This window comes from Flavobacterium azooxidireducens (genome assembly GCF_023195775.1).
Taxonomy (GTDB): Bacteria; Bacteroidota; Bacteroidia; order Flavobacteriales; family Flavobacteriaceae; genus Flavobacterium; species Flavobacterium azooxidireducens.
On record NZ_CP096205.1, the window covers coordinates 2,990,438 to 3,009,939 of the forward strand.

General features: G+C 32.6%; 18 protein-coding genes. 5 read left to right on the forward strand and 13 right to left on the reverse strand.

The genetic code is table 11. The features are described from left to right. Positions 1 to 35: 35 nt before the first annotated feature. The 3 genes from M0M57_RS12940 to M0M57_RS12950 all read right to left on the reverse strand — a co-directional run bounded on the left by M0M57_RS12940 (position 36) and on the right by M0M57_RS12950 (position 4,155). The gene (locus M0M57_RS12940; RefSeq protein WP_248433445.1) at positions 36 to 1,307 is read right to left on the reverse strand and encodes an adenylosuccinate synthase; all 1,272 of its coding nucleotides are present in this window, start codon (positions 1,305 to 1,307) and stop codon (positions 36 to 38) included. A gap of 55 nt (positions 1,308 to 1,362) precedes the next feature. After that, a complete protein-coding gene (locus M0M57_RS12945) occupies positions 1,363 to 1,833 on the reverse strand; it encodes a Fur family transcriptional regulator (protein WP_248433446.1) in 471 nt (156 codons plus the stop codon). A gap of 96 nt (positions 1,834 to 1,929) precedes the next feature. Further along, positions 1,930 to 4,155, reverse strand: coding sequence for a RelA/SpoT family protein (locus M0M57_RS12950; protein ID WP_248433447.1), 2,226 nt, complete (start codon positions 4,153 to 4,155; stop codon positions 1,930 to 1,932). Positions 4,156 to 4,311: 156 nt separating this feature from the next. Between M0M57_RS12950 and M0M57_RS12955 the strand changes: the two genes are divergently transcribed. Beyond that, on the forward strand, positions 4,312 to 4,797 hold the full coding sequence (locus M0M57_RS12955) for an acylphosphatase (RefSeq protein ID WP_248433448.1): 486 nt from the start codon (positions 4,312 to 4,314) through the stop codon (positions 4,795 to 4,797). Position 4,798: 1 nt separating this feature from the next. Further along, positions 4,799 to 5,419, forward strand: a complete 621-nt coding sequence (locus tag M0M57_RS12960; RefSeq protein WP_248433449.1) for a hypothetical protein — start codon at positions 4,799 to 4,801, stop codon at positions 5,417 to 5,419. 25 nt (positions 5,420 to 5,444) lie between these two features. Here M0M57_RS12960 and M0M57_RS12965 read toward each other — a convergent pair whose 3' ends face one another. From M0M57_RS12965 to M0M57_RS13000, 8 genes are all read right to left on the reverse strand, one after another. After that, positions 5,445 to 6,227: a TrmH family RNA methyltransferase gene (locus tag M0M57_RS12965; RefSeq protein WP_248433450.1), complete on the reverse strand. Its 783-nt coding sequence runs from the start codon at positions 6,225 to 6,227 to the stop codon at positions 5,445 to 5,447. A gap of 179 nt (positions 6,228 to 6,406) precedes the next feature. Next, the gene (locus tag M0M57_RS12970) at positions 6,407 to 6,910 is read right to left on the reverse strand and encodes a hypothetical protein (RefSeq protein ID WP_248433451.1); all 504 of its coding nucleotides are present in this window, start codon (positions 6,908 to 6,910) and stop codon (positions 6,407 to 6,409) included. Between the two features lie 27 nt (positions 6,911 to 6,937). Further along, positions 6,938 to 8,272, reverse strand: a complete 1,335-nt coding sequence (locus M0M57_RS12975) for a DUF58 domain-containing protein (protein WP_248433452.1) — start codon at positions 8,270 to 8,272, stop codon at positions 6,938 to 6,940. Between the two features lie 11 nt (positions 8,273 to 8,283). Then, a complete protein-coding gene (locus M0M57_RS12980) occupies positions 8,284 to 9,291 on the reverse strand; it encodes an AAA family ATPase (protein ID WP_248433453.1) in 1,008 nt (335 codons plus the stop codon). A 20-nt stretch (positions 9,292 to 9,311) separates the two neighbouring features. After that, a complete protein-coding gene (locus M0M57_RS12985) occupies positions 9,312 to 10,517 on the reverse strand; it encodes a DUF4350 domain-containing protein (RefSeq protein ID WP_248433454.1) in 1,206 nt (401 codons plus the stop codon). Next, entirely contained in the window at positions 10,517 to 11,275 is a 759-nt protein-coding gene (locus M0M57_RS12990) for a DUF4129 domain-containing protein (protein ID WP_248433455.1), read from the reverse strand. Before M0M57_RS12990 ends, M0M57_RS12985 begins: the two co-directional genes overlap by 1 nt. Continuing rightward, positions 11,268 to 12,209, reverse strand: a complete 942-nt coding sequence (locus tag M0M57_RS12995) for a hypothetical protein (RefSeq protein ID WP_248433456.1) — start codon at positions 12,207 to 12,209, stop codon at positions 11,268 to 11,270. The genes M0M57_RS12990 and M0M57_RS12995 overlap by 8 nt, the downstream gene beginning before the upstream one ends. A 4-nt stretch (positions 12,210 to 12,213) precedes the next feature. Next, positions 12,214 to 13,191: a stage II sporulation protein M gene (locus tag M0M57_RS13000; RefSeq protein WP_248433457.1), complete on the reverse strand. Its 978-nt coding sequence runs from the start codon at positions 13,189 to 13,191 to the stop codon at positions 12,214 to 12,216. A gap of 20 nt (positions 13,192 to 13,211) precedes the next feature. Between M0M57_RS13000 and M0M57_RS13005 the strand changes: the two genes are divergently transcribed. The 3 genes from M0M57_RS13005 (at position 13,212) to M0M57_RS13015 (ending at position 15,730) form a co-directional block, all read left to right on the forward strand. Continuing rightward, a complete protein-coding gene (locus M0M57_RS13005; RefSeq protein WP_248433458.1) occupies positions 13,212 to 13,955 on the forward strand; it encodes an RDD family protein in 744 nt (247 codons plus the stop codon). A 55-nt stretch (positions 13,956 to 14,010) separates the two neighbouring features. After that, a complete protein-coding gene (locus M0M57_RS13010; RefSeq protein ID WP_248433459.1) occupies positions 14,011 to 15,054 on the forward strand; it encodes a virulence RhuM family protein in 1,044 nt (347 codons plus the stop codon). 73 nt (positions 15,055 to 15,127) lie between these two features. After that, entirely contained in the window at positions 15,128 to 15,730 is a 603-nt protein-coding gene (locus M0M57_RS13015; RefSeq protein WP_248433460.1) for a trimeric intracellular cation channel family protein, read from the forward strand. On the opposite strand, the gene M0M57_RS13020 is transcribed toward M0M57_RS13015, so the two are convergent. Then, positions 15,727 to 17,538, reverse strand: a complete 1,812-nt coding sequence (locus tag M0M57_RS13020; protein ID WP_248433461.1) for a gliding motility-associated C-terminal domain-containing protein — start codon at positions 17,536 to 17,538, stop codon at positions 15,727 to 15,729. The genes M0M57_RS13015 and M0M57_RS13020 overlap by 4 nt on opposite strands. A 104-nt stretch (positions 17,539 to 17,642) precedes the next feature. Further along, positions 17,643 to 19,442: a gliding motility-associated C-terminal domain-containing protein gene (locus tag M0M57_RS13025; RefSeq protein ID WP_248433462.1), complete on the reverse strand. Its 1,800-nt coding sequence runs from the start codon at positions 19,440 to 19,442 to the stop codon at positions 17,643 to 17,645. Positions 19,443 to 19,502 lie beyond the last annotated feature (60 nt).

Below are 19,502 nucleotides of genomic sequence, written 5' to 3' on the forward strand. Positions count from 1 at the left end.
TAAAAATCCCATCTACTGAGCAGATGGGATTTTTTTTATTTTAAGATAGTTTGTTTTCTATCAGGTCCAACGGAAACCACTTTGATAGGAACTTCTACTTCTTTTTCAATAAATTCGATATATGTTTTTAACTCTTGAGGAAGTTCTTCATACGAAGTCATTCCGGTTAAATCAGCTTCCCAACCTTTCATTTCAGTATAAATTGGTTCCACATTTTCCGGTTCAATATTGTATGGAAGATGGCTAATTTCTTTTCCTTTGTATTTGTAAGCAGTACATACATTTAGTTTTTTGAAACCCGAAAGTACATCGCCTTTCATCATATATAAAGCAGTTACGCCATTTACCTGAACGGCATATTTCAAAGCAACTAAGTCTAACCAACCACAACGTCTCGCTCTTCCGGTAACAGAACCAAATTCATTGCCTACTTTTGCCATAGTTTGACCGTCTTCATCAAATAATTCGGTAGGGAAAGGGCCACTTCCAACGCGAGTTGTGTATGCTTTGAAGATTCCGAAAACATCTTTCACTTTGTTTGGAGCAATTCCTAATCCGGTACAAGCTCCGGCCGCTGTTGTGTTTGAAGAGGTTACAAATGGATATGTTCCAAAATCAATATCCAATAATGAACCTTGGGCACCTTCACACAGAATTGATTTTCCGGCTTTAATGGCTTGGTTCAAATATTCTTCACTATCAATAAAAGTCAATGATTTTAAAACTTCGATGGAAGCAAAAAATTCATCTTCCATTTCTTTTAAATCGTATTCTAAATCCACATTATAAAAAGCAATCATGGCTTCATGCTTGTCTGCCAAAGAACGGTAACGATCTTTAAAATCGGCCAGTTCAATATCGCCAATACGAATTCCGTTTCTACCGGTTTTGTCCATATACGTTGGACCAATTCCTTTTAAAGTAGAACCTATTTTTGCTTTTCCTTTGGAAGCTTCCGAAGCGGCATCCAACAAGCGATGAGTAGGTAAAATTAAATGTGCTTTTCTGGAAATCAATAATTTAGATTTAACATCCATATTAAATTTTTCCAAGCCTTCTAATTCTTTTTGAAAAACGACAGGATCCATTACAACTCCATTTCCAATGATGTTGATGGCATTTTTATGAAATATTCCGGATGGAATAGTTCTCAAAACATGCTTAATTCCATCAAATTCTAGTGTGTGCCCTGCATTCGGACCACCTTGAAAGCGAGCAATGATATCATATTTTGAAGTTAGAACATCTACAATTTTCCCTTTTCCTTCGTCACCCCATTGCAGGCCGAGCAATAAATCTACAGTCATTTTTTAGTTGGTTGTTTTTTATGGGAAGTTTTCCCGGATTTAGTTGTGTTTTAGTTTATTCTGATGGAACTACAGGACTTTCTGTAGCAACCGCTTTTTTATTACCATATAAATAAAGAGAATGATTGTGTATTTCGATACCAAAAATTTCTTCAATTGTTTTTTTAATTTGTTGAATTCTTGGATCACAAAATTCAATTACTTCGCCGGTGTCAGTCATAATAATGTGATCATGCTGTTTGTCGAAATATGATTTTTCGTAATGAGCTTGATTTTGCCCAAATTGGTGTCTTCTCACCAAACCACAATCTAAAAGTAGTTCAATGGTGTTGTATAACGTGGCACGACTTACACGATAGTTTTTATTTTTCATTTTGATGTACAATGATTCGATGTCAAAATGCTCCAAATTATTGTATATTTCTTGAAGAATTGCATAACGTTCGGGGGTTTTCCGATGTCCTTTTTCCTCCAAAAACTTGGTAAAAACGTTTTTTACGATATCCTGATTTTTGTTATTTTCCATAGGATTTTCCATATCTGCAAAGATACACTATTTTTATATTTTGACCATTATCTGATTTATATTTCAACTGAGATTATTAACAACAAATGTCAATAATTAATTCATTTTTGCATTGTTTACGCGGGTAACTTTATCGATGCCATCAATTTTTTTAATGTTCTCAATTAAGCGTTTTAAAATAGTATTATTTTGAACAACCACTGTTACTTGTCCGTTAAAAATCCCAGCATCTCCACTTAAGGAAATACTTTGAATATTTACATGCATCTGGTTGGATATCACTTTAGTAAGCTCATTGGTTAATCCTAAAGTATCCATTCCTGTAATTTTTAAAACCGCTTTAAAATCCTCTTGAGACGAATCAATCCATTTAGCTTGAATAATCCGATAAGCATAATTTGATTGTAAACTAATGGCATTCGGACAATCTTTTTTATGCACTTTTATACCATCATTTATGGTTAAAAATCCAAATACATCATCACCCGGAATAGGATTACAACAACTTGATAATTTATAATCCAATTTGTCTTGTTCTGCACCAAAAACAAGCATATCAAAATTTTTGCTCAGCTCATATTTTTGAATTTGTTCAGGAGCCACACTTGGTGAACGCTTCATTTTCTTGAAGAAATTCATCAGCGTGCTACTTTTTTGAGCCGCAAAATCTTTTAATTGTTGATTATCGATTGTTCCAACTCCTACTCGATAAAACAAATCTAAACTTGTTTTAAGTTTAAAATAGACAACAAGCTCATTAACTGTAGTTTCATTTAAAGTAACCTTTAGATGACGCAATTTACGGGTTAACAATTCTTTACCGTCTTCAGCTATTTTTTTGGTGTCTTCGTTGAGAACATTTTTAATTTTATTTTTTGCTCTGGAAGTAGTCACATAATCTAACCAATGCGAATTGGGTTTTTGATTTGCAGAGGTAATTACTTCTACTTGATCACCGCTATTTAGAACATGATTCAACGGAACTAATTTCCCGTTTACTCTCGTTCCACGGGTTCTCACGCCAATTTCGGAGTGAATACTGAATGCAAAATCTAACGAAGTTGCTCCTTTGGGAAGCGATTTAATTTCACCTTTTGGAGTAAAAACATAAATTTCTTTGGAATACAAATTCAACTTAAAATCTTCCACAAAATCAACTGCATTGGATGTTGAATTTTCAAGTGCTTCTTTCAATAAATTAAGCCAAGTATCTAAGGTGTTTTCTTCTGAAATTCCTTGTTTGTATTTATAATGTGCCGCATAACCTTTTTCAGCAATTTCATCCATTCGCTCACTTCGAACTTGTATTTCAACCCAACGACCTTTTGGTCCCATGACTGTTATGTGAAGAGCTTCGTATCCCGTAGATTTTGGCGAAGAAATCCAATCGCGTAGTCGGCTCGGACTCGGACGGTAATGATCGGTTACAATAGAATAAATTTTCCAAGCCACGAATTTTTCATCATGTTGATTGGATTTATAGACAATTCGCAACGCAAATTTGTCATATACTTCATCAAATGAAACCCCTTGAGCCAACATTTTTCGGCGGATGGAATAAATTGATTTCGGACGACCTTTGATGGTGTATTCGATGCCTTCTTCGTCTAAAGATTTTTTTAAAACATCAGAAATCGAAGTAATATAGTCTTCTTGTTCTTCTTTGCTTTCTTTCATTTTGCCAACAATGTCGGCATATACATCGGGTTCGGTATATTTTAAACCCAAATCCTCTAATTTCGATTTGATGTTGTACAATCCCAAACGATGAGCCAACGGAGCATAGATGTAAAGTGTTTCCGAAGCTATTTTGGCTTGCTTATAATCCACCATCGATTCCATCGTCTGCATGTTGTGCAAACGGTCGGCCAGTTTGATGAGAATTACCCGAACATCATCGTTTAACGTCAATAGCATTTTACGGAAATTTTCGGCTTGCATCGAAATTTCCTGATCGGTTTTTACTTTGGCTATTTTGGTTAATCCATCAACTAATTGAGCGATTTTAGGATTAAACATTTTTTCTATCTCGGCAACCGTGGTAGGTGAATCTTCAACTACATCATGCATTAAGGCAGCGGCAATGGCAGTGGCTCCCAAACCAATTTCGGAAGCTACAATTTTTGCCACAGCAATAGGATGGAAGATGTAGGCTTCTCCCGATTTGCGTCGTTGGTCTTTGTGGGCATCAACAGCCACATCAAATGCTTTGCGGATTATTTTTTTGTCTTCCGGTGTAAGTGTTTGATAACTAATGCGGAGCAATTCTTTATATTCCTTAGCAATGGCTTTGTTTTCAAGTTCAATATCTATTTCTGTCATGGCATGTTCTTCATCTACTAAAAGTAGAAAATTGATTTGAATTGTGCAAGTGGAAAAGGGACATTATTTAATGAAATAATAATGTTTAAACTGTTTTTAATTTTGATTTTAGGATTGTTAAAATAGTTATTTTTGAATATTAAATTTAATTAAACGATGAAACAATTTGAATTTATTGAAAATCAGTTAGTTTTAAAAGTAAAAAAATCACCATTTATAATTAGATTAACGTTATATGTTGTTACCTTTTTATGCTTTTTCTTTCCTATACTAACTATTTCTTATTTACTTATTGCAAGAGAGGAATTTCATATTAAATATGTTTTATTTCTTTTCTTTTTTGGATTTGTTGGTTTTTATATGCTACGCGTTTCATTGTGGAACACTTTAGGGAAAGAAATTATTACTTTTCAAAAGGAAAATATTACTTATATCGCAGATTATGGCTGGTTTAAAGATGCAGTGAAGTCAATTCAAGGAGAAAATTTCGAATATTTTATTCAACCAGTTGGATACGAATCGGATAAAATTGGAGTTTTAGTTATAAATAAGGATGATAATTCTATTGAATGTGTAGTGAAGATGCCTGAATTTGAGCTCAAAGAATTGGTTGATGATCTAAATTTTAAAAAAGTGATTTAATATGAAATTTTTAATATTATTGCTCTTTCTATTGATTTATACAGATATAAATTCTCAGACAAGTAATAGTCCTTATGATAATTTGAGCAAGTTATTTTTAGAATATGATTTTACTAACAAACCAAAGCAAATTGAAAAAAAGACAGATAGAGCTTTATTTGATTACTCGCCTGAAAAGAATTATGATTATGAACCTGCTGTAGAAAAAAATATTTCTTCTTTTAATCAACATCCAATGATTAAATCAGCTTTTGAGAAGGGAACTTATAATGTTACCTATCTCTATGATGAAAAACATTATAATCAAACGGGTCAGTATTTAATTTATATGACTATATTTTTTAAAGGTGCCAATGCATTAAAAGATTCTGAAAAGGAGTATAATAAATTAGTAGAATTATTTAAAATAGATTCTTTTAAAAATAGCGAAGAAAATACTCATGATGGTAGTTTGTCTCCAAAAAATAGACATATCGTATTTTATTACAGCAAAGTCTATACTCTCCCAAAATTGGAATTGAATTTCGTAAGATTATATGAATCAGAAAGTTATAAATTGGAATTTATTTATACAACAACATGGAGTTTTAAAAAATTTAAGAGCTTCGTACCAAAGTTTTAAATTGTATATTTTTACGAATAAAAGTCTAAAACCCTCTCTGCCTTTTCGCTTCAAACAACAAAATAGCCGCTGCCACAGAAACATTCATTGAATCAATTTCACCTTGCATTGGGATGATGATGTTTTGTTTGCTTTCTGTTCGCCATTGTTCAGTTAAGCCGGTTGCTTCTGTACCAACGACCAAAGCGGTAGGAGCAGTGTAATTTTCTGTATGATAGGAATTCGAGTTTTGAAGCGTAGCCGAATAAATAGCTATGCTATTCTTTTTTAAGTAAGCAATCACTTCTTCGGTCGTGCCAATTGCAATTTGATTGGTAAACAAACAACCAACGCTTGAGCGAACGACATTTGGGTTGTATAAATCACTTTTTGGGTTGGCAATAATCACAGCATCAATGTTAGCCGCATCGGCAGTTCGTAATAAAGCTCCGATATTTCCTGGTTTTTCGATTCCTTCTGCAACTAAAATTAGTGGGTTTTCAGATAGTTTTAAATCTGATAATTGATGCGATTTTGATTTGGCGATGGCTAGAATTCCTTCGGTTGTGTCTCGGTAAGCTAACTTTTGATAGACTTCTTTTGAAATTTCAATGCAATCTGAAACAGCGAATTTTTTTAGGTCTTTTTCAGAAATCAATTCAGGTAAGAATAAAATTGTTTCTAATTGATAACCACCTTTTACGGCCAATTCAATTTCGCGTTTGCCTTCCATTAAAAATGTGCCGGTTTGTTTGCGGGTTTTAGCTTTTTCCTGCAATTGAACGAGTGATTTGATGAATGGGTTTTGTGCGGAAGTGATTGTTTTCAAGTAAGATTATGTTTTTTATTTAACCGCAAAGTTCGCAAAGTATTTCACAAAGTTCGCTAAAAATTGTTTTTAAGTTTCTTTTACCTCAATGATTTGCTTTTTCTTTTTGCTCTTTGCGTAAATCTTAGCGAACTTTGCGGTTTATTGTACATTACAAATTTGCAATACATCAAAAACTTTTAAATTTTAGGATTCCATAATTTAAATCCAAAAAAATTTCTTTCTTTTCGTTTGTCTTTCAGTGTTGGAAGCCAGTTCGTTTTATCAAATAGGAAAAGGTTTTCAACTTCAAATCCGTTTTCATCACAATTTAATTTTGATGAATTTTTTTCGGAATTCCATTCTACTTTTTTAAACTTGAGGTTTTTTAAATCTAAAAGTATGTGGCTTAAATTATTTAATTTGGTTCTTTCTAAGAAATAAGCAAACTGTCCATCATTGGAAAACATAACATACTTTAGAATATTTTCATTAATGGAATTTAAGGGACTAACAAATGCATTTTTATTGTAATATATGATGTTTTTATTTTCATCAAGAAATGAAATTTTAGTCAAAAATAGGCTCCAATAATAATCAAAAGGTACTTTTATTTGATAATAAAAACTGCTATCAGGACTCAAAGTATTAATATCTAATAAATTGTTTCCCCATTTAAAGTTATATTTGTTTTTATCAATCATAAAAATTTGCTTTAATAGCCACAACAGTTACAAAATTCCTCTTGCCTTTATCTCCAAATATTTATTAATTGTATCTAAAGTCAGGTTTTCCGGTTGGGTGAGGACGGAATAAATGCCGTATTTTTTGAGTTCGTTGACGATTAAACGTTTTTCAAACATGAATTTTTCGGCGATAACTTTGTCGTAAACTTCTTGAACAGTTTCGGCTTTTTTGTGGATGAGGTCGTTGAGTTCCGTATTTTGAAAAAAGACAACCACGAGCAAGTGATTTTTTGCAATTCCTTTTAAATAAGGAAGTTGGCGATGCAAACCATCCAACGTTTCAAAATTGGTGTAGAGTAAAAGTAAACTTCGTTGGTTGATGTTTTTCTTTACATCGGTATATAATCGACTGAAATCGCTCTCGAAAAAGTCGGTTTTGATGTTGTATAAACATTCCATAATCAATTGCATTTGCGATGAACGTTTTTCGGCAACGACTCTGTTCTCTACTTTTTTGGAGAACGTAAACATGCCGGCTTTATCGTGTTTTTTGAGAATTACATTGGATAAAACCAGCGTAGCATTGATTGCATAATCCAGTAAACTCAGTCCATTAAACGGCATTTTCATCGCACGACCTTTATCGATAATCATGTAAACGGATTGTGATTTTTCGTCTTGAAATTGGTTGACCATCAAACTGTTTTTCTTGGCCGTAGCTTTCCAATTCAATGTTCGGATGTCATCGCCTTGAATGTATTCTTTGATTTGTTCAAATTCCATCGTATGACCAATTCGGCGGATTTTCTTCACACCGTATTGAAACAAATTGTTAGAAAAAGCCATCAAATCATATTTTCGTAACTGAATGTAGGATGGATAAGTGGGCACCATCTGGTCTTTATTGAACTTAAATCGGCGAGAAATTATTCGCAAAGGCGAAGAAATATAGACATTCAAGTTGCCAAACACATATTCTCCTCGTTCAACCGGACGAAGGAAATACTGAATGTCATCTTGTGAAGAAGCTTTTATTTTTCGTTTAATATCAAAATTTCGCACTTGAAATTGAAACGGAATTTCATCAATTATCATTGAAAAAACTGCAAACGTGTAATAATTCCGAATGGAAATGCTGATGGGATTTTCATCACCGTTCGATAATTTTTCCGGAGCAATTCGGGTGGCTTCAATTCCGGTTTTGGCCTTAAAAAGAATGATGATATCCAACACAAAAAAGGATAATGTTATAATCAGAAAATACCAAGCGACATTGTAAAATACGGGAAAAAAGAAACTCACAATAAATACTGCCACGATGCCTCCCAGCAAGTAGAAAAAGAAATTGTTGATATAAAGTTGTTTAAAACCTTTTTTCAAAATGGTAAAAATTATCTCGGAATCTCGATAGATTCAATGATTTGTTGAATGATTTCTTTGCTGGTAATGCCTTCCATTTCGCGTTCCGGTGTAACAATTACCCGATGTTGCAAAACAGGAATAGCTGCTTCTTTAATATCTTCGGGAGTTACAAAATCACGTCCGCGAAGAGCCGCAAATCCTTTAGAAGCATTCAAAATTGCAATCGATGCCCGAGGAGAAGCTCCTAAATATAAAAAGCCATTTTCTCTTGTGTTTACAACTAGTTTTGCAATGTATTCCAACAAGTTAGGTTCTACAATAACTTGTTTCACTAAGACTTGAAATTTTTGAATATCTTCCGCTGTTAGTAAGGTTTTGATATTACCTAATTTATTTTCGCTCAATAACGCATGTTCTTTTTGAAGAATGTTGATTTCTTCTTCCAATTTTGGATAATCTATGTTGATTTTAAACAGAAATCGGTCGAGTTGAGCTTCCGGTAAGCGGTACGTTCCCTCTTGCTCAATTGGGTTTTGGGTTGCAATTACTAAGAAAGGAGCGGTCATTGCATAAGTGGTTCCGTCGATGGTGATTTGACGTTCTTCCATTACTTCAAACAAAGCGGCTTGTGTTTTGGCAGGAGCACGATTGATTTCATCAATTAAAATAAGGTTTGAAAAAATTGGGCCTTTTTTAAATTCAAATTCAGATTTTTTTAAGTCAAAAACAGAAGTTCCTAAAATATCTGATGGCATCAAATCGGGTGTAAATTGAATTCGGCTAAAGCCAATGCTCAATGTTTTGGCTAACAATTTGGCGGTAATAGTTTTGGCCACACCGGGAACACCTTCCAAGAGCACATGTCCATTTGAAAGGATTGCAACCAACAATTGATCAATCATTTTGTGTTGACCAACAATCACGGTGTTAAGTTCTTGTTTGATGGCTTGAATGCTTTCTTGCAAGGGTTTGAGGTCGATGCGAGATTCAAAGTTGACGGTGTCGTCTTGTTGGGATGGGATTAGGTTTTCTTCCATATATCTATATTTTTTTTACTTTATTTTTTATTATCTAAAATTTTTTCAAGCACTCCATTCAACTCAATCAAATCGGCTTCGGTGCTTTTAAATGTTTTTCGTTGTCGTTTGATGAGCAAAACCGCTTTTTCAATAATAGTGATATCTTTTCCTGTTTTTTGATGTACTTTTTTGATAAAATCTTCGTCTAAATTCTGTGTGTCAATTAAATAATCTTGTCGAATTTTTTCAAGGAAATAGATAATTTTCTTTTCCATGATGGTGTCGTGATTTCCTTCTTGAAAATATAAATTTCCGATGGTTTTGGTAAAATCGACCGTTGTATTTTCTAATGGTTTTATGATGGGAATGATGCGTTGTTTTCGTTTGGCATTAAAAATCATAAAGATAATCATTCCGATTAAAAATAAATACCACGCCCATTTTAGTCCTTCATTGCTCAAAATAAATCGCATAGGCGAATCGGAAACAGAACTATTATAGGTTTTGTTTGGATACCAAAAAACATTTCCTTTTGGAATATAGGACAACACTTTTTCTGCATATTGATAATTTCGGTCTTTTAGCAAATAATAGTTTGTGAAGGCGAAAGGTTGCGTATGCAAATAAAAATTACCTTTTCCATGCGGAATTTTTACAAAATTTACATACGTGGAATCGTTGGTTTTTTGATAACCTAAAACAGTAGTTTTTAATGTATCGAAAGTGGAGAAATGATAGCCGGAAACACCCATTTTCATTTGATATTCTTTGTCATCTAATTTTTTGTTGGCTAAAGATGCCTCAATTCGATCTTTGAAATAATGATTTTGAATTTCAAATTTTAATGAATCCTTAAGTTTTTGAGAAAACGAACTCATGCTCAAAAAAGCATCATTTCCATGCGATACAAAGTATAAAATTTCATCGGTTGACGATTCGTCTATATTATAATAATTATCAATAGACAGAAAAGTTCCTTTGATGGTGTAGGTGTTTACTAAGGTGTCAAAATCATAATAGGCATCAAAAAACTCATAAGGAGTGACACGAATTTCAGCAATTGAATCGCCTTTGAAATAGTTGTCATTTTCTTCTTGAAAAACCTTTAAACCAAATGGAATTTTCGATTTAATATCAAAACTTGGCATCCAATTAATAGGTCGCGGACGATTGGCATCCACCACAACAATCAATGCCATCATTGCCACTAAAAAAACAATATATATTTTTATCGTTCTACTCATTAGATGGATTTGATAATTTTTTCAAAAGCGGCTTTTGCTTTTTCAAAGGTTGTTTCGTCTAATTCAAATTCGCCATACCAAATATAGTTGTACAAATAGGAAGCATATTCAAAATCAGATTTTAATGTTTGCTCTTTTATTTCATACAAATAGTCTGAATTTGTTTTTTCAATATCCCATTCAATCAAATTTTTATCGCTCATTTTTTTCAAAAGCCATAAGTAATAATAACGAATGCTTAACCGTTGTTCGCCTGATTTCAGGGTTTCTTTGATCAGTTTTTCAAAATCAACTAAGTGAATATTTTTCTCAATATCTTCATAATGAATTACTTTTTTGTCGGATGATTTTCCAAAAATCCATTGTCCTTCGCCATTCATAATTGCTTTTACAATCAAATAAATTACAAAAACAATTAGGATAACGGCAAGCGATTTTATAAGAATGTCGACAACTTTCCCGGAAACGGTGTCGCTACTTAAATTGAAAAGACTTTTGAAAAAATCAGCTAACCATTGTTTAAACCGATCCCACCAATTGGATTCTTTTACAGCTTGTTCATAAATGTATTCGCTGTCTTGGTAGTTGTCTTTAAAATTTTCTTCAAATGTTCTGGTTTCAAGGTTTGAGGAATCTAATTTGATATCTTTTTCCGTGAAAATTATCTTCTCTTCAGTAATTTCTTCATAGGTCAACGTATCTTGCGAAAATGAATTTAGGCAAGTAAATAGAAAGAATATGTAAAGGATTTTATTCACTATCAGTTCCAATCAAATCAATATCGCTCAATGTGTTTTTGTTTTCGTTTTGTTCTCTTAAACTGTAATAAATTATTCCATTGTTAACTAATAATAAGTTATTCAAAATATAGGTAAATAATATTGATAGACACATAAAAAGAACCATCATTATAGAAACAAAAGATAATGTTTCTTCTTGTGAACCTTGGTTTTCTATGTTAGTAAAAAGACTTGCAACTCCAATTATATAAGGAACCATTGTAAAAATCAACATAACAATATAAATAATAACATACATCACAAGTGTAGAACCAACAATTGGCCAAAAATTCTGTTTTAGTTTTTCAAAACCTTTTCCTAAAGCATCAAAAACACCAATTTCAGCATTCATGTATTCATAAAAACTCAATTGAACTAAGGCTAACATTGCGGGAAATACTATTAAAGCTAAAAAGAAACCAATGACAATAAACATCAACGCAAACAATAATCCCATAATAATTAATCCGGCGGTTAAGCTTAAAAGAATCATCACTAAAAAAAATGTAATAATTTTTCCAAATTTTGATTTTAATTCGGCTACAATTTCTTTGGATTCAAAATTACTACCTTTATGTTTTTCATATAAATTCATATAAAGTACAGGAAAGGAGTAATTTATTAGAGAAACAAAAAGAAGTAAAAAGAAAAACATTAGAAATACACCTATTATTAGACCAATGTTATTGTTGAAATAATCTTCAAGAAAATTCGGAGCATCTACACCAATATTGGCAAACATCATTTCAAAATAGACTTTAAAGACAAAATAGGTGAGCACCATCAACAGAATTAAAAGTGTTCCGTTAATGATAAAATAATTTTTAAAAAAATGTTTTCCGGTTACTTTAAAAAAGGTAAACGTGTCGCTGATGTAATCGCTAAAATTTCGTTTTTTGAAAAGTTGAAACATAGTTTTAAGGTTTTAATTGAAAAGTTTTCATTTTTCGATGAACGATGAACGGGAAAATTAAAAAATAAAAGGAAATGATACTTAATGTGCTTAAGATGATTACCACATTAAGCCAATTGGGCATTTCGAGTGAATAACGAGTTACAAAACCTTCTAAAAACCCAGCGGCAATAGTAAACGGTATAGTGCTTAAAAATATTTTTAATCCGTTTTTGAAACCAATCTTGAATGAATTTATTCGGGAATATGTTTTTGGGAATAGGATTGAAGCTCCTAAAATAAATCCTGCAGCTGTTTCGATTACAATGGCAAAAATTTCCATAGAACCATGTATCCAGATTCCTCGAACACTTTCCCAAAAAACGCCTTCTTGATAAAAAAAATATTGAAACGAACCAAGCATAATGCAATTTTGAAGCATAATAAAAAAAGTGCCCACGCCAAAAAATATGCCCCATATGAAACATTGTGCACCTACATAAAGGTTATTCATCGTAATGGCGATAAATCCTCCCCAGTTACTTCCGCTTTTGTAAACGGCTACCGGATTTCCATTTTTAATATTTTCCAAGGTCATATTAACATAATTATCACCAAGAATGAGTCGAACAAAATCAACATCATATTTAGCGGAAATTACGCCAATTCCAGTACATAAAAAGAATAAAACAAACGCATAAACCAAGTACCTTCGGTATTCATAAACAATCAACGGTACTTCGGTAGAGAAAAAATAAACAATTCTATTTTGCTCTGTTCGCTTGGTTTTATAAATCTTTTGATAAATTTGCGAAGCAAGGTGATTGAGATAGACAACCGTCTTACTTTTAGGGTAATAGGTTTGAGCATACGACAAATCATTGACCAAATGGATATATAAACTAGCCATTTCATCGGGATTTTTCTTAGCTTTACCAAAAATAGCTTGTTCAAATTCAAGCCATTTTGCTTTATTTTGCTTTATGAATGCAACTTCTCTCATGGTTTGCTAAAATATAAAATATGTCAGAATTATCTATTACGACTACACAAAATGTTACTATAAATTTTACAGCAGCCTCTGTTGGTCACAGAATGTTGGGCTATTTGCTTGATTTACTGGTTAAAGTAGCTTATTCAGTTGTGATATGGAGTATCTTTTTTTATTATCTCGGATTAAATCAACGGATGCTTGGTTTAGATAATTGGTCTTATTATGCCATAATTATTGTGGTATATTCGCCGGTTATATTTTATTCATTGATTTTTGAAAGTATTTTGGAAGGTCAGACCATTGGAAAACGATTGTTGCAAATGAAAGTCGTTAAAATTGATGGTTATCAAGCTTCATTTGGCGATTATTTAATGCGATGGTTGTTTAGAATTATTGATGTGAATTTGAGTTGGGGAGTTGTAGGTTTAATTGCTATGATTACCAGTTCAAAAACGCAACGATTGGGCGATATGACTGCGGGAACTGCTGTGATTAGTTTGAAAAACGACATCAGTATAAATCACACTATTTTAGAAGAAATTGATACTGCTTATGTACCAACTTATCCGTTGGTTATTAAGTTAAGCGACAACGATGCCCGCATTATCAAAGAAACATTCAACGTAGCCATTGTGAAAAGAGATTTTGCAACGTTAATTAAACTTCGCAAAAAAATTGAAGAAGTAACCGGAGTTAAAAATATTTCCGGAAACGACACCGATTTTATTAAAACTGTTTTGAAAGATTATAGTTTTTACACGCAGAATATGTGATAGCCAACGAAACATACATTTATATAAGCCAAAACACGCAAGAAAAGAAAGTGAAATGAGTAAAAAGAAAGATAGTAAAGAAAAAAAATCAATTGTTCGTTCTTCTTCAGCTGAATATTTAACATTTATTGCAGCAACAGGAGAAGGAGGTGTTGATGCAATATATGTTGATGAAAACGTTTGGCTATCACAAAAAATGATGGCTACACTTTATAATGTAGAAACGCATACCATCAATTATCATCTTAAAAAAATATTTTCAGATAATGAATTAGACGAAAACTCAGTTATTCGAAATTTTCGAATAACTGCCAAAGATGGTAAAAACTATACTACGCAACACTATAATCTTTCAGCAATAATAGCTGTAGGTTACAAAGTAAATTCTGAGCGAGCCGTACTATTTCGTAAATGGGCAACACAAATAGTACAAGAGTTTACCATTAAGGGTTTTGCTATGGATGATGAACGTCTCAAAAATGACGGTACTATTCTTGGAAAAAAATACTTTGAAGAACAACTACAACGAATAAGGGAAATTCGCATTAGCGAACGTAAATTCTATCAAAAAATAACTGATATTTATGTAACTGCTATTGATTATGATGTTAATGCAACAAGTACCAAACGATTTTTTGCCGTAGTACAAAATAAATTACATTGGGCAATTCACGGACAAACTGCATCTGAAGTAATTGTGGAGAGAGCAAATCATAACAAAGAAAATATGGGTCTAACCACTTGGAAAGATGCACCAAATGGTAAAATTCAAAAATTTGATGTAGTAGTAGCAAAAAACTATTTAACCGAAAACGAAATACAACAATTACAACGTTTGGTTTCGGCTTATTTAGATATTGCAGAAGATATGGCACTAAGACAAATTCCTATGACAATGGAAGATTGGGAAAGTCGTTTAAATAAATTTATAGAAGCTACCGATAGAGAAATATTGCAAAATGCTGGAAAAGTGACAGCAGAAATAGCCAAAGCACATGCAGAAAGCGAATTTGAAAAATATAGAATTATTCAAGATCGATTATTTGAGAGTGATTTTGATAGAATTGTTAAAAATGAGCTTCCTTATAAAAAAGATTAAAACACCTATTTCAACAAACATATAAAAATAAAAAGAACTTCTACCTTTGCAGCCAATCTAATGAATTATTAAAATGTTTCATCTCCTCGACGTTATCGGAACTATGGCTTTTGCAATTTCCGGTGTTTTAACAGCTTTGAATAAAAAACTCGATCCGTTTGGGGTTTTTATTATTGCTTTTGTAACAGCCGTTGGTGGCGGAACCTTGCGTGATGTACTCATTGGACGAACACCAGTGGGCTGGATGCAAGATTTGACCTATGTGTATATGATTTCACTCGGTTTTTTCCTAGCACTTATTTTCAGAAAAAAATTAGATCGCTTGCGAAAATCACTTTTTCTGTTTGATACGATTGGTTTAGGTGTTTTTACATTAATTGGTTTAGAAAAAGGAATTGAAATCGGCTTGCATCCCATTATTTGTATCGCTTTGGGAACGATGACTGCTTGCTTTGGTGGAGTAATTCGTGATATTTTGTGTAATGAAATCCCAATTATTTTTAGAAGAGAAATTTATGCCACTATCTGTATTATTGGTGGAATGGTGTTTTTTGCATTAAAGTATTTCAATTTGAATAACGATATTTTGTATTTAGTCACTTCGTTAGTCATTATCACCATTCGTTTAATGGCTGTGAAATTCAAATGGTATTTACCAACTGTTGGTAAGGCCTAACGTGTAATATAGAGAAATCCTTGTAACGGTTTTGGATAATCAGGATCGTTCAAAAACAAAAGATAAAAGTAAGTTCCGTCTGCCGAAATAGCTCCATTCCATTTTACTTCTTCGGTCACTTCGCCACGCCAATCTTCGGTGTTTTGATTTCCTTTCCAAATTAAATGTCCCCAGCGGTTGTAAATTTCAATTTGAAAGTTTAAGAAAATGTTTCGCAAACCATCAATAAAGAAAAAATCGTTAAAGCCGTCTTCATTAGCCGAAATAAAATTATAAACTGTGGGTGGACAGTTTTTTGTTCTTAATTCAATAGTTGTAATGCTAAAACAGAATTCGTTTTCAATTCGTATATAAAGAATAGTTCCGCTATTTGCTTGATAATTACTCAGGTTTATTATTGAATTTTGATTTGTCTCGGCTTCCGATAAAGTTTCATGGATGGTGATGGTATTAGAAAAATCAATAAGCAGTGAATTTTCAATTGAAGTTAAATCGAAAGTTCCGATACTAAAACCTTCATTACAACTAAAAATCGGTTCTAAAATAGTAAATTCAGGTAAAAGCAAAAGTGAAATCTCTTCCACATCAGTGTTGTTATTTTCATTAATTTCATTCACAATTCCTGTTCCATTTCCAATATCATCCACAGAAAATGTCAATTCAAAAACGGTTGGAATTTCATTCGGAATTTGAAGAATTATTGAATTGGATTCACTTTCGCCAACTTCAATAACATCAATAGTTGCGATTGTTCCAATTAAACTATCATTGGCATAAATGGCAATTGGAGTATTGGCTGGAAGCGGATTCGTTGATTCTAAATTGTAAACAGTGTAATCAACTGTAATTTCTCTGGAATCACAAGTTAGAATGTAATCATCAATCACAATAGTAGCATCAGGAACTTGACTGTTTAACTTCGTTACAACTGCATTAATCATCACAAAATCCTGCCCGGACGTTAGTGCAATTTCTGCCGATTGGTCTCCGGGTTGAATAAAATTTTGGATTTCATAAATATCCAAATCCATATTAAACAATTCGTTACTGCCGGTGATGGAGTTTGTTCCGTTAAAAGCATTGTTGGCCGGATTCAATGGTGGATTGCTCAGAATGTTTCCGTTAATACGAAGGGTTTCGTTTACAGAAATACTTGAGTCGCCTTCCCAAGCCACAAAGCCAATTCTTGCACCAATATTATCAATTACATTGAGACTGTTGAGTGAAAAACTTAGGCTTAATTTTCCTCCACCAATATAATCCAATCCATCATAAACATTGAGTTGATTAATTGGTAAGTTATCATTTTGATAGACTACAATAATTGCCCAACCGGCAAAATTGGTAGCATTCGGGCAATAATTCGGGATAATATTGCTTAAATCTAATTCTGAAAGTGTGTATTCTCCATTTCCGGTAGAGATTACTTGTTCTGTAACGTCTTTAAATGCACTAAAAAAAATCAAACCGGAAAAAGTTTCCGTTAAATTGAAAGTTCGATCGGGAACAATATCAATGTTGTTGAGTTTAACGTTAAAATCACCCGGACCTGAGCCCGCCCAATATAAATAAGCTTTTTCCAAGGTATCATCCGGTTGTAATTCTAATTGAGCAGAAGAGGAAGTGTTAATGATACAAGGAGAATTTAAAATACCCAAATTTTCCTGAGTATTTAAAGTATTTCCAATAAAAGTAAAATCAAATCTACCGTTAAATTGCTGATAAAGACTTAATTCCTGTCCGCTTAAAGCGATAGAAAATAGAAAGAACAATAGAAACGTAATACAATTGAAGTTTAGTTTCATCATTAAGTTTTCAGCAATTTTTTACAAAGATACTATTTGAGAACTATTTCGATGTGAAATTGTTTGATGATTCGATGAAATACAAAGTATGTTTTTTGAAAGTTTATTTAATAAGTGATATACAAAAATCCCTGCAGCGGTTTTGGATAATCCGGATCATTTAGAAAGAGTAAATAAAAGTAGGTTCCGTCTGCCGAAATATCACCATTCCATTTTACTTCTTCTGAAACTTCGCCACGCCAATCTTCGGTGTTTTGATTTCCTTTCCAAATTAAATGTCCCCAACGGTTGTAAATTTCAATTTGAAAGTTCAAGAAAATGTTTCGCAAACCGTCAATAAAAAAATAATCGTTAAAACCGTCTTCGTTTGCTGAAATGAAGTTGTATACGATTGGTGGACAATTTCTCACTTCTAAATCAACTGAAGTTATTGATGAACAAGGATTTGTTTCTAATCTGATATACAGTTTTTTAGGTGTTTCAGATTGATAATTTGAAAGTATAGAAATTGAATTGATTGCCAGTTGTGCATCAGAAAGGTTTTCGTGAAAACTAATTTCATCTTCATATATTTCTGCTAATTGATTGGCTAATTCTTCTAAATTAAATGAACCTCTTCCAAAACCAATATTGCAAGATTTAAAGGGTTCAATGGGTGGCAATGAAGTTGAAATTGACAAATTAACATCAACAGTGAAATCATTGTTTTCTTCGTTTGTTTCAATAATAATTCCGGTTCCATCGCCAACGTCATCCACAGAAAAAGTCAGTTCAAAGGGAGAAGGAATTGTGTCAGGAATCTGAATAATTATAGAATTTGATTCGCTTTGATTTTGAGTAATTTCAATCGTAGTAAACGTTGTACCGACCAAAATACCATTTGCATAAATTGCAATAGGTGTATTAATTGGTAGCGGGTTATTGGATAATAAATTGTAAACAGCATAGTCAATTTCAATTTTCCGATTATCACATTCAACTTGAACCCAGTCAATTTCAATGGTAGCATCGATGGATTCGGTAGTAAATTTGGTTAAAACAGTATTAATCAATACAAAATCACCACCAGAAGTAATTCTTAAATTTGCCGAAGTATCACCAATGTTCACAAATTCATCTAAAGTAAAAACATCAATGTCCATATTATACAAATCGGAGCTTCCTGTAATTGTATTGGTGCTATTAAAAATTCTGTTCATCGGATTCAAAGGCAATTCTTCCACAATATTGCCATTAATTCTGATGTTTTCATTGTTTTGATGAGCCGTATCGCCTTCCCAAGCTAAAAAACCAATTTTAGAATTTAAGTTGTTGGTAATTAATAAATTATCTAACACAAAATCAATTTGAGTAGGTAAACCCTCCAAACCATCATATAGATTAATTTGGTTAATGGGAAGACTATTATCTTCATAAATAATTACAATTGCCCAACCACTAAAATTTGTTCTAAAAGGAAAATGTTGGAATAAAGCTTCAGAAATTTCTATATCAGCAAAGGTGTAAGTGCCGTTTCCATTTTGTTGAATAAATTCAGTAATATCAGTAGATGCAGCAAAAAAGTCAAACGGTAATCCAAAAATTAAACGCGAGTGGCTAAAGGTTCTTTCTGCCGAAATTTCTGTACCATTTAGTGTAATGTCAAAATCTCCTGTTCCGGATCCTGCCCAGTAGAGATAGGCTTTTAGAACAGTTTGTTGCGGACTTAAATTAAGTTCAGCACTAGACTGAGTTAAAAAATCAAAAATTTGAGTTGGATTATTTTCTTCGGTGTTCAACGTATTTCCAATCAATGTAAAATCATATCGTCCGCTAAACTGCTGATAGAAAGTTACATCTTGAGCCATTGCAGAGAATACAAAAAAATGTGCCCACAATAACAGAAAATAGTTGTATTTTCGTTTCATATTGAATCTTACTATTGAATTGGATTTTAAAGATACTATTTTTATTGTTTAAGATTAAAA

Excerpts from the sequence above, each read along its gene's own strand:
- M0M57_RS12970 (WP_248433451.1), bottom strand. The coding sequence starts at position 6,910 with ATGATTGATAAAAACAAATATAACTTTAAATGGGGAAACAATTTATTA.
- M0M57_RS12940 (WP_248433445.1), bottom strand. The coding sequence starts at position 1,307 with ATGACTGTAGATTTATTGCTCGGCCTGCAATGGGGTGACGAAGGAAAA.
- M0M57_RS12960 (WP_248433449.1), top strand. The coding sequence starts at position 4,799 with ATGAAATTTTTAATATTATTGCTCTTTCTATTGATTTATACAGATATA.
- M0M57_RS12995 (WP_248433456.1), bottom strand. The coding sequence starts at position 12,209 with ATGTTTCAACTTTTCAAAAAACGAAATTTTAGCGATTACATCAGCGAC.
- M0M57_RS13020 (WP_248433461.1), bottom strand. The coding sequence starts at position 17,538 with ATGATGAAACTAAACTTCAATTGTATTACGTTTCTATTGTTCTTTCTA.
- M0M57_RS12955 (WP_248433448.1), top strand. The coding sequence starts at position 4,312 with ATGAAACAATTTGAATTTATTGAAAATCAGTTAGTTTTAAAAGTAAAA.
- M0M57_RS12985 (WP_248433454.1), bottom strand. The coding sequence starts at position 10,517 with ATGAGTAGAACGATAAAAATATATATTGTTTTTTTAGTGGCAATGATG.
- M0M57_RS13010 (WP_248433459.1), top strand. The coding sequence starts at position 14,011 with ATGAGTAAAAAGAAAGATAGTAAAGAAAAAAAATCAATTGTTCGTTCT.
- M0M57_RS12945 (WP_248433446.1), bottom strand. The coding sequence starts at position 1,833 with ATGGAAAATAACAAAAATCAGGATATCGTAAAAAACGTTTTTACCAAG.
- M0M57_RS13025 (WP_248433462.1), bottom strand. The coding sequence starts at position 19,442 with ATGAAACGAAAATACAACTATTTTCTGTTATTGTGGGCACATTTTTTT.
- M0M57_RS13000 (WP_248433457.1), bottom strand. The coding sequence starts at position 13,191 with ATGAGAGAAGTTGCATTCATAAAGCAAAATAAAGCAAAATGGCTTGAA.
- M0M57_RS12950 (WP_248433447.1), bottom strand. The coding sequence starts at position 4,155 with ATGACAGAAATAGATATTGAACTTGAAAACAAAGCCATTGCTAAGGAA.
- M0M57_RS13015 (WP_248433460.1), top strand. The coding sequence starts at position 15,128 with ATGTTTCATCTCCTCGACGTTATCGGAACTATGGCTTTTGCAATTTCC.
- M0M57_RS13005 (WP_248433458.1), top strand. The coding sequence starts at position 13,212 with ATGTCAGAATTATCTATTACGACTACACAAAATGTTACTATAAATTTT.
- M0M57_RS12980 (WP_248433453.1), bottom strand. The coding sequence starts at position 9,291 with ATGGAAGAAAACCTAATCCCATCCCAACAAGACGACACCGTCAACTTT.